Genomic DNA, 9,392 nt, shown 5'->3' on the forward strand with positions numbered 1-9,392 from the left:
AAAATCAAGCGGTCGCAACTTTTACTCTTGCTGTCAATCGCAACTTTAAAAATCAAAGTGGCGAGAGAGAAGCAGATTTCATTAACGTTGTGATTTGGCGCCAGCAGGCAGAAAATCTTGCAAATTGGGCTAAAAAAGGAGCTCTTATCGGAATTACTGGTCGGATTCAGACACGTAACTACGAAAACCAGCAAGGTCAACGTGTCTATGTGACAGAAGTGGTAGCTGACAATTTCCAACTGCTAGAAAGCCGTGCCAGCCGTGAAGGTCAATCTTCTGGTGGCTACACTTCTAATAACTTCGGAAATTCGTCTTCCAATTTTGGGAACTCAACTTCTGTCAATCAAGTACCCAACTTTTCTCGTGATGAAAATCCATTTGGCAATACCAATCCAATGGATATCTCAGATGACGATCTACCATTTTAATGGACAAACAGAATAATGATATAAAGGAGAAAGAACATGGCTCAACAACGTCGTGGCGGATTTAAACGCCGTAAAAAAGTTGATTACATCGCAGCAAACAAGATTGAATATGTTGATTACAAAGATACTGAGCTTCTTAGCCGTTTCGTTTCAGAACGTGGGAAAATCCTTCCTCGTCGTGTAACAGGAACTTCAGCTAAAAACCAACGTAAAGTAACAACAGCAATCAAACGCGCTCGCGTAATGGCTTTAATGCCTTTCGTAAACGAAGACTAAAATATAAAAATGAGCATGAATTTCATAAAATCATGCTCATTTTTTAAAACTCAATCAGCAACTAAATAGGTTGCTTTTCTTATGCTCAAAATTGTTTGAAACGGTTGCCAAAAATACTTATTAGATCTTATTAAAACATCCGCCTGTTTCAACAAGCGGATGTTTTAATAAGAATACGACTAAAGTTGTCTTGGTGCGGTTAAAGCACTGCGGATATCGAATTTCTTTTTGAGATAGAAACGAAGTGCCAAAGTTACTCCGCCAAACACTAGAATAAATAAGTTTGGCAGCTTTGGATTTAAAACTGCTGGCAACAGGAAGGTTGTTCCGTAAAGAACAACAGCCCACAAAATCGTAGCAGCTGAAATGATAAGAAGCGATTTGAAAAATGGTGGTTTCTGACTTTGGTCCTGGTCGGCATAATAAAAACGGTAAATAAAGTAATACATGCCATAAAATACGAGTGCCCCTACTGCGCTACCAAGTACAATGGTTACAATACCATAATTGCTTGGATTTTTAGAGAACAAATTAACGCTACTGTTTAAAATAGCAAATAAACTAAAGACAAATAGGAAAGCATCCATAATCATGAGATATGGGTTGGTATTTTCTTGGACGGTCTGAGCTTCTTTTTGTTTTGTTTCTGAGAAATTTGCTGCCCAAACAGTTGGTGCTCCATAAAGTCCGCGAGCGGTGATGCCTTTTGCTTGATTTTCAAGGATTGTTGGGATAATCTCCTCTAGCAAGGCTTTGATTTCTTCGTCTGTTTTTCCGTCTTTGATGAGTTGGTGAGTTGCGATACGGACAAATTCTTGATTCTTTTTGCTTAATTTATCCAAAGAAACTTGTGTCATAAGATCTCCTTTTAATTAGAATAATTTTTTGTGAATAAGGTAAACAGTCAGGGAAACACTTATCGCAAAGGCGATAAAAATAATAATCCAAAAAGCGTGAGGTTCCCCGTTGAGCGGTAAGTCATTGTTTTTGAAGTTCATTCCATAGGCTGAAAAAATCATGGTTGGAATGGACATGACAATCGTCACCAAAGCCAGAGCTTTCATGATGTTATTTTGATTATTTGAAATGATAGAAGCAAATGTATCGGTCATGCTGTGCAAGATATTTCCATAAATATCTGCCATCTCAATCGCCTGCTGGGTCTCGATGAGTGTATCTTCCAGCAAGTCCTCATCTTCCAAATATTTCTTAATATTGCTTGTAGCGCTGGTCAATTTTTTAATCACGCGCTCATTGGTTTTCAAGGAAGCTTTGAAATAGACAATCGTTTTTTCAAGCTCCATGAGTTCAATCAATTCTTCATTGCGAGTGGACTTGTGCAGTTGACTTTCAATCTGCTCACTCTTGCGGTCAATAGAGCGTAACGCTGTCAGATAAAGCTCGGCATTGCGGTAAAGAATTTGGAAAATAAAGCGCGAACGCATGAAAGTATAGAAATTACGCAGTCGTCGATTGATAAAAATATCCAATAAAGGGAGTTTTTCCAAACAGGTGGTAATAATCGCCTCTTCGGTAATAATAATCCCTAGAGGGATGGTTACATAGTAAGTCTGATTATTTCGCTCCTCTGTAATTGGAACATCCACAATAATCAAGGTATATTCATCTTCGATGGTAACACGAGACATTTCCTCTGCGTCAAGGGGTGCTCGTAAGTCCGTAATATCAATGTCAAAGGCGTTGGCAATTTCAGTAGACTCACTTTGAGAAGGGTTGACTAAATTGATCCAAGTCCCCGACTCAAGCGTATCAATTTCTTTAAGTTCAGTTGTTGTTGATAGAAAGACTTGTTTCATGTTTTCCTCCTTCAGTTATTTGCACACCGTACTATTATACTATAAAATTCCGAGTTTTTGGGTAAAAGATTGTAGAAAATTTTGTTATAATAAAAAGAAGTTTAAAATAAAGTGTGGTAAGAATGCAGGATAAAATTATCATTCATGGAGCACGAGCTCATAATTTAAAAAATATTGATGTCACAATTCCGCGAGACAAGTTGGTTGTCGTGACTGGTTTGTCTGGTTCAGGCAAATCTAGCTTAGCTTTTGACACTCTCTATGCAGAGGGGCAACGTCGCTATGTAGAAAGTTTGTCTGCCTATGCCCGCCAATTTTTGGGCAATATGGAAAAACCAGACGTGGACTCAATTGACGGACTTAGTCCAGCCATTTCTATTGATCAAAAAACGACCAGCAAGAATCCGCGGTCAACAGTCGGAACAGCTACAGAAATCAATGATTACCTCCGTTTGCTCTATGCGCGTGTGGGAACTCCATATTGTATCAATGGGCATGGAGCCATTACCGCTTCTTCTGTGGAGCAGATTGTCAATCAGGTTTTGGAATTGCCAGAGCGTCAGCGGTTGCAAATCCTAGCGCCCATTGTTCGCAAGAAAAAAGGGCAACACAAGACAATTTTTGAGAAAATTCAAAAAGACGGATACGTGCGTGTGCGCGTGGACGGAGATGTTTATGATGTCACAGAAGTTCCAGAGCTTTCTAAAACGAAAAAACACGATATCGAAGTAGTGGTGGACCGAATTGTTATTAAGGACGGTGTACGCAGTCGGTTGTTTGATTCGATTGAAGCAGCCTTAAGAATTGCGGACGGTTACGTGGTGATTGATACGATGGATGGCAAGGAATTACTCTTTTCCGAGCATTATGCTTGTCCAGTCTGTGGCTTTACGGTACCTGAGTTGGAGCCTCGTCTCTTTTCTTTTAATGCACCATTTGGCTCTTGTCCTGATTGTGACGGTCTGGGTGTGAAACTGGAAGTAGACTTGGATATGGTGGTTCCTGACAGTAGTAAAACCTTGCGGGAAGGCGCCTTAGCTCCATGGAATCCTATTTCTTCAAATTATTATCCTCAAATGCTAGAACAGGCAATGACGGAATTTGGTATCGATATGGATAAGCCATTTGAGGAATTGACCGAAGATGAACAACAACTAATCTTCTTTGGTTCTGAAGGACGAGAATTTCATTTTCATTATGAAAATGAATTCGGTGGCGTGCGAGATATCGACATTCCTTTTGAAGGAGTGGTAACCAATATAAACCGTCGCTACCATGAGACTAATAGTGATTTCACTCGTACCCAGATGCGAACCTATATGAATGAGCTGACCTGTGCAAGTTGTCAAGGTTATCGGCTGAATCCGCAAGCTTTGTCTGTTAAAGTAGGTGGTGAGAATGGTCTCAATATTGGTCAAGTGTCTGATTTGTCTATTGCGGATCATTTAGAATTGATTTCTCATCTGACATTGACTGAAAATGAGGTGACCATTGCAACGCCGATTATCAAAGAAATCCGAGATCGCTTGACATTTCTTAATAATGTCGGACTTAATTATCTAACTCTATCTCGTTCTGCAGGCACGCTGTCTGGTGGTGAGAGTCAGCGGATTCGCTTGGCGACTCAAATCGGCTCTAATCTCAGCGGTGTTCTTTATATCTTAGATGAGCCTTCTATCGGTCTTCATCAGCGCGATAATAATCGCTTGATTGCCAGTCTCAAAAAAATGCGTGATTTGGGCAATACTCTCATCGTAGTTGAACATGACGAGGACACCATGCGCGAGGCTGATTGGTTGATTGATGTTGGGCCTGGAGCAGGTGTTTTTGGTGGTGAAATTGTTGCGGCAGGCACTCCAGAGCAAGTTGCAAAAAGCAAGAAATCAATTACAGGTCAGTATTTATCGGGCAAACGTGAAATTCCAGTGCCATTGGAGCGCCGCGTAGGAAACGGCCGATTTATCGAAGTCACAGGTGCGAGCGAGCACAATTTGCAAAACATCACGGCCCGCTTCCCGCTGGGAAAATTTATCGCTGTGACGGGCGTTTCGGGCTCTGGCAAGTCCACTCTGGTTAATTCTATTCTCAAAAAAGCGATTGCGCAAAAGCTCAATCGAAATTCAGATAAACCGGGAAAATTTAAAAAGATTTCAGGCATTGAGCATATCGATCGTTTGATTGATATTGACCAAAGCCCGATTGGACGGACTCCTCGCTCCAATCCTGCTACTTATACTGGGGTTTTCGATGATATTCGTGACCTTTTTGCCAAGACCAATGAAGCTAAGATTCGTGGGTATAAAAAAGGGCGTTTCTCTTTCAATGTGAAGGGGGGACGCTGCGAGGCCTGCTCTGGGGATGGGATTATCAAGATTGAGATGCACTTTTTACCAGATGTTTATGTCCCTTGTGAGGTTTGTCATGGAACACGGTACAATAGTGAAACCTTGGAAGTGCACTACAAGGAGAAAAACATTGCTCAAGTTTTGGATATGACGGTCAATGACGCAGTCGAATTCTTCAAACATATTCCAAAAATCGAGCGGAAGTTGCAGACGATTAAAGATGTTGGGTTAGGCTATGTGACCTTGGGGCACCCCGCCACAACTCTTTCTGGGGGGGAGGCTCAGCGGATGAAACTAGCCAGCGAACTTCACAAGCGCTCAACAGGTAAGTCTTTCTATATTCTGGATGAACCAACTACAGGTCTGCACACGGAGGATATTGCGAAACTTCTCCAAGTGCTATCACGTTTTGTAGATAATGGCAACACGGTTCTCGTCATCGAGCATAATTTGGACGTTATTAAGACGGCCGATCACATTATTGACCTTGGACCAGAAGGTGGTATTGGCGGAGGTACTATTATTGCTACTGGTACACCAGAAGAAGTAGCTGCAAACTCTGCTAGCTATACTGGCCAGTATCTAAAAGGAAAGTTAAAATAAGATTTAAAAGACTCTGCTTTTTTAGGCAGAGTCTTTTTTATAATAAATTACGAATTTTTTCTTTTATAAATGGGTTAAGAGAATAGTGTTTATCCAGATATTCTAGGAGTGCTTGAGCAGACTCAGAAATGCGTTCGTAACCTTGCAAAAAGTGAGGCAATTGCTTGGCTTCCTTTGGATAACCTTCTTCAAATCGTCTATTGGTATTAAAGATATCTATAAAATTAGATCTAGAAGTTGTTTCCAAACTGATTAGTTCAGTCCAAAGCTTGACGGATCTGTTTTGGATCAAATCATAAGCAGCTAATTTTTCGCCTCGCTGATAGCGACCTAGCCCTAAATATAGATTACATAAAATTTCTCCCAACAACCATTCACGGTCTCTGTTTTCTTTTGATGGCAGTCTTTGTGGCTGACAGATTGTTTCATCAAAACCGACCTCCTTCCAGATAATCTTGCCTTCAGCGAAGGGAATGTTTACTAGTTCATGAGCTTCAAAGACAGCAAATTCACAAAAAACATCATCTTCAAATAGAACCTTATGTCCGTCCACTGTATTTTGGTAGTGAAATGCAATTGGTTCTAGCTTACTTAACCAGGTTAGGTCTTGGATATAGGTCTGCTTGTAGCCATCTTTTACAATAACAAAGAAGTCTAAATCTGAGTACTGATCCAATCGTTCTCTTTCTGTTGCGCAAGAACCAAGTGCCAGCAAAGCTAGTGCTTGTTTCGAATCTTTTAGAGACTGACCAATCTCATCCAGTCTTTGTAACAGTAATTCTGTTTTATTCATATCGTTACCTCATCATTTCTTGTATAACAAAAATTATACATTTAGCGCTTTCAAATGTCAATTTCATCTAATCCTAACTATATAGATTGTATTATTTTCGGTATTTTTTTGCTATAATAAATTGAATCATTTTACGGAGGAATTTTTATGTTATCAAGAGTAAATAAATTAGAAGCAGCACTTGCGCAAACGGATTGTGATGCTGTCCTTGTGACCAATCTTAAAAATATCTATTATCTGACGAGTTTTAGCGGAACTGAAGCAACTGTTTTTATCAGCAAGAATCGCCGAATTTTTCTGACCGACTCACGCTATACCTTGATTGCCAAAGGTGTGATCAAAGGATTTGATATTATTGAAACGCGTGATGCTTTGTCAGAAATTGCGAAGATCATTGCAGATGATAAAATAAAGACTATTGGATTTGATGACGAAATTTCTTATCATTCTTTCAAAACTCTCGAAGAACTTTTTTCAGATTATAAGCTGACAGCAATGACTGCTTTCATTGAAAAGCTACGCATGATCAAAGATGAGGGAGAAATTGCCACGATTCGAAAAGCTTGTCAAATTTCTGATCAAGCCTTTCTAGATGTCTTGGATTTTATCAAGCCGGGGCAAACAACGGAGCTACAAGTCATGAACTTTTTAGATGCTCGCATGCGGCAGCTTGGCGCGTCAGGGGCTTCTTTTGACTTTATTATTGCATCAGGTTATCGCTCTGCTATGCCGCATGGAGTAGCTAGCGAGAAGGTCATCCAAACAGGTGAAACCTTGACAATGGATTTTGGTTGTTATTATAATCACTATGTTAGCGATATGACACGAACTATTCATGTTGGTCATGTGACGGATGAAGAGCGTGAAATTTACGATATTGTATTGCGGAGCAACCAAACTCTGATTGAGGCTGCGAAGGCTGGTATGACTCGCATTGAGTTTGATCAAGTACCGCGCAAAGTGATTAACGATGCAGGTTACGGACAATATTTCACACACGGGATTGGACACGGGATTGGTCTTGATATTCATGAGATTCCTTATTTTGGGAAATCCTCTGAGCCGATTGAAGCAGGTATGGTCTTAACAGATGAGCCAGGTATTTATTTGGACGGAAAATACGGTGTGCGGATCGAAGATGACATTCTCATCACAGACACAGGTTGTGAGCTTTTAACGCTTGCGCCAAAAGAGTTAATTGTTATTTGAGAATTGTCAATGTTTATGATAAAATAAAGAGAAATCTATTTTAAAAGAGGTAATAATAATGATTGAAGCAAGTAAGCTGAAAGCTGGTATGACGTTTGAAACAACGGACGGAAAATTGATTCGTGTCCTTGAAGCAAGCCACCATAAACCAGGTAAAGGGAATACTGTTATGCGTATGAAATTACGGGATGTACGCACAGGTTCGACTTTTGACACAACTTACCGTCCTGAAGAAAAATTTGAACAAGCAATTATTGAAACGCGCCCAGCACAATACTTATACCAAATGGATGACACAGCTTATTTCATGGATACAGAGTCATTTGAGCAATATGAAATCCCAGTAGCGAATGTAGAGCAAGAATTGAAATTTATCCTTGAAAATTCAGAAGTGAAAATTCAATTTTACGGAAGCGAAGTTATCGGTGTTACAGTTCCAACGACTGTAGAATTAGTCGTAACAGATACACAACCTTCTATTAAAGGAGCAACGGTGACAGGTTCTGGTAAGCCAGCTACTCTTGAAACAGGTCTTGTGGTCAACGTACCGGACTTTATCGAAGTTGGACAAAAATTGATTATCAATACGCAAGAAGGAACTTACGTTTCTCGTGCATAATTTATGTTGAGAACTAGAAGTTCTTAATTACTATCAAATTCAGACTGAGAGCCTGACAAATATTGAACAGACTCCTTGAATGTCTTTGTGTCTTAAGAAAGGACAAGTTATGGCAACTGAACAATTAGGCGAAATCGTTATCGCACCGCGTGTCTTAGAAAAAATTATTGCCATTGCAACGGCTAAAGTGGACGGTGTTTACTCTTTCGCAAATAAAAGCATGTCTGACAGCCTTGCAAAACGCTCTTTAGGACGTGGCGTCTATCTTCATACCGCCAGTGACGGCGAAATAACTGTTGACATTTATTTATATTTAGAATATGGTGTAGGGGTTCCAGCAGTAGCTGTTGCTATTCAAAAAGCCGTTAAAAGTGCTGTTTCTGATATGGCAGAAGTTGAATTATCCGCAGTGAACATCCATGTAGCGGGTATTGTGCCTGAAAAAACACCAAAACCAGATTTAAAAGATTTGTTCGATGAGGATTTCCTCAATGACTGATGTACAACTGGAAGCAAGAAGAGAACTACGTGAACGTGCATTTCAAGCATTAATGAGTTTGGAATATGAAAAAGACATTGTAGAAGCGTGTCGTTTTGCATATCTCTATGATAAAGATATGACAAACGATTCTGATGTGGAACTTCCAGCCTTTTTATTGAACCTTGTCATGGGTGTTGAACAGTCTAAAAACGAGTTGGATGACAAGCTTAGCCAGTACCTAAAAGAAGGTTGGACTTTGGAACGTCTTACATTGATAGAAAAAAATATTCTTCGCTTGGGATTGTTTGAGATGACAGAGTTTGATACACCTCAACTAGTCGCAATCAATGAAGCAATTGAGCTATCTAAAAAATTCTCAGATGAAAAATCGAGCAAGTTTATCAATGGTATTTTAAGTAAATTTGTTATAGAATAAATTTTAAGAAGAAATGAATACAGGATTGAGAGGACGAACTTCGTTCTCTCTTTTTCAATTTTATCCGCTAAACAGCTTCAGAAAACCTCTGAAGTGACAGGGATGCTGCTCACGAGACCCAGAAGAGATGCAATAAGATAAAAAATAGATAGAAGAAAACCAAAGGGTTCTCCTTCATGCTATCCTTAAAAGGTAAGTAAAAGGAAGGAGAAGGAAATGGAGTTCAAGGAGTTATATGGCAAGGTGAGAGGAATTGTGCTGAAGTGTCGGAGGGAATATTATGTCCACCTGTGGGAGTTAAGTGATTGGGACCAAGAGGGAATGTTGGTGCTCTATCAGTTGGTAAGCCAGTATCCGCAGCTAGTAGAAGAAGATCATCAGCTCT

General features: G+C 39.9%; 10 protein-coding genes and 1 pseudogene. 8 read left to right on the forward strand and 3 right to left on the reverse strand.

Features of this window, described 5'->3' with window-relative positions:
* Positions 1 to 428 (forward strand): single-stranded DNA-binding protein (gene ssb / locus HMPREF2887_RS07125; protein ID WP_084740980.1); only part of this gene is annotated, 428 nt, incomplete at its 5' end.
* Positions 429 to 464: 36 nt separating this feature from the next.
* Positions 465 to 704 carry a 30S ribosomal protein S18 gene (rpsR, locus tag HMPREF2887_RS07130; RefSeq protein WP_000068664.1) on the forward strand — a complete coding sequence of 80 codons (240 nt, stop codon included), beginning with the start codon at positions 465 to 467 and terminating at the stop codon, positions 702 to 704.
* 179 nt (positions 705 to 883) lie between these two features.
* Here rpsR and HMPREF2887_RS07135 read toward each other — a convergent pair whose 3' ends face one another.
* Complete coding sequence (locus tag HMPREF2887_RS07135; RefSeq protein WP_021002091.1) at positions 884 to 1,561, reverse strand: DUF1129 domain-containing protein; 678 nt, start codon at positions 1,559 to 1,561, stop codon at positions 884 to 886.
* A 15-nt stretch (positions 1,562 to 1,576) separates the two neighbouring features.
* Entirely contained in the window at positions 1,577 to 2,521 is a 945-nt protein-coding gene (locus tag HMPREF2887_RS07140) for a magnesium transporter CorA family protein (protein WP_003026319.1), read from the reverse strand.
* A 122-nt stretch (positions 2,522 to 2,643) separates the two neighbouring features.
* Between HMPREF2887_RS07140 and uvrA the strand changes: the two genes are divergently transcribed.
* Positions 2,644 to 5,469, forward strand: coding sequence for an excinuclease ABC subunit UvrA (uvrA, locus tag HMPREF2887_RS07145; protein WP_084740983.1), 2,826 nt, complete (start codon positions 2,644 to 2,646; stop codon positions 5,467 to 5,469).
* Positions 5,470 to 5,506: 37 nt separating this feature from the next.
* Here uvrA and HMPREF2887_RS07150 read toward each other — a convergent pair whose 3' ends face one another.
* The gene (locus tag HMPREF2887_RS07150) at positions 5,507 to 6,262 is read right to left on the reverse strand and encodes a hypothetical protein (RefSeq protein ID WP_021002089.1); all 756 of its coding nucleotides are present in this window, start codon (positions 6,260 to 6,262) and stop codon (positions 5,507 to 5,509) included.
* 147 nt (positions 6,263 to 6,409) lie between these two features.
* Here HMPREF2887_RS07150 and HMPREF2887_RS07155 point away from each other — a divergent pair, with 147 nt between their 5' ends.
* The 5 genes and pseudogenes from HMPREF2887_RS07155 to HMPREF2887_RS10545 form a co-directional block, all read left to right on the forward strand.
* Entirely contained in the window at positions 6,410 to 7,471 is a 1,062-nt protein-coding gene (locus tag HMPREF2887_RS07155; RefSeq protein WP_021002088.1) for a M24 family metallopeptidase, read from the forward strand.
* Positions 7,472 to 7,529: 58 nt separating this feature from the next.
* Positions 7,530 to 8,090, forward strand: a complete 561-nt coding sequence (gene efp / locus HMPREF2887_RS07160) for an elongation factor P (RefSeq protein ID WP_003026309.1) — start codon at positions 7,530 to 7,532, stop codon at positions 8,088 to 8,090.
* Between the two features lie 109 nt (positions 8,091 to 8,199).
* Positions 8,200 to 8,589, forward strand: coding sequence for an Asp23/Gls24 family envelope stress response protein (locus tag HMPREF2887_RS07165; protein ID WP_003026305.1), 390 nt, complete (start codon positions 8,200 to 8,202; stop codon positions 8,587 to 8,589).
* On the forward strand, positions 8,582 to 9,007 hold the full coding sequence (nusB, locus tag HMPREF2887_RS07170; RefSeq protein ID WP_003026303.1) for a transcription antitermination factor NusB: 426 nt from the start codon (positions 8,582 to 8,584) through the stop codon (positions 9,005 to 9,007). Before HMPREF2887_RS07165 ends, nusB begins: the two co-directional genes overlap by 8 nt.
* Before the next feature lie 216 nt (positions 9,008 to 9,223).
* Positions 9,224 to 9,392: pseudogene (locus HMPREF2887_RS10545) on the forward strand (sigma-70 family RNA polymerase sigma factor); the annotation flags it as partial.

Origin of the sequence: Streptococcus sp. HMSC071H03 (assembly GCF_001813035.1) — a bacterium.
In the GTDB taxonomy this organism is placed as follows: domain Bacteria; phylum Bacillota; class Bacilli; order Lactobacillales; family Streptococcaceae; genus Streptococcus; species Streptococcus anginosus.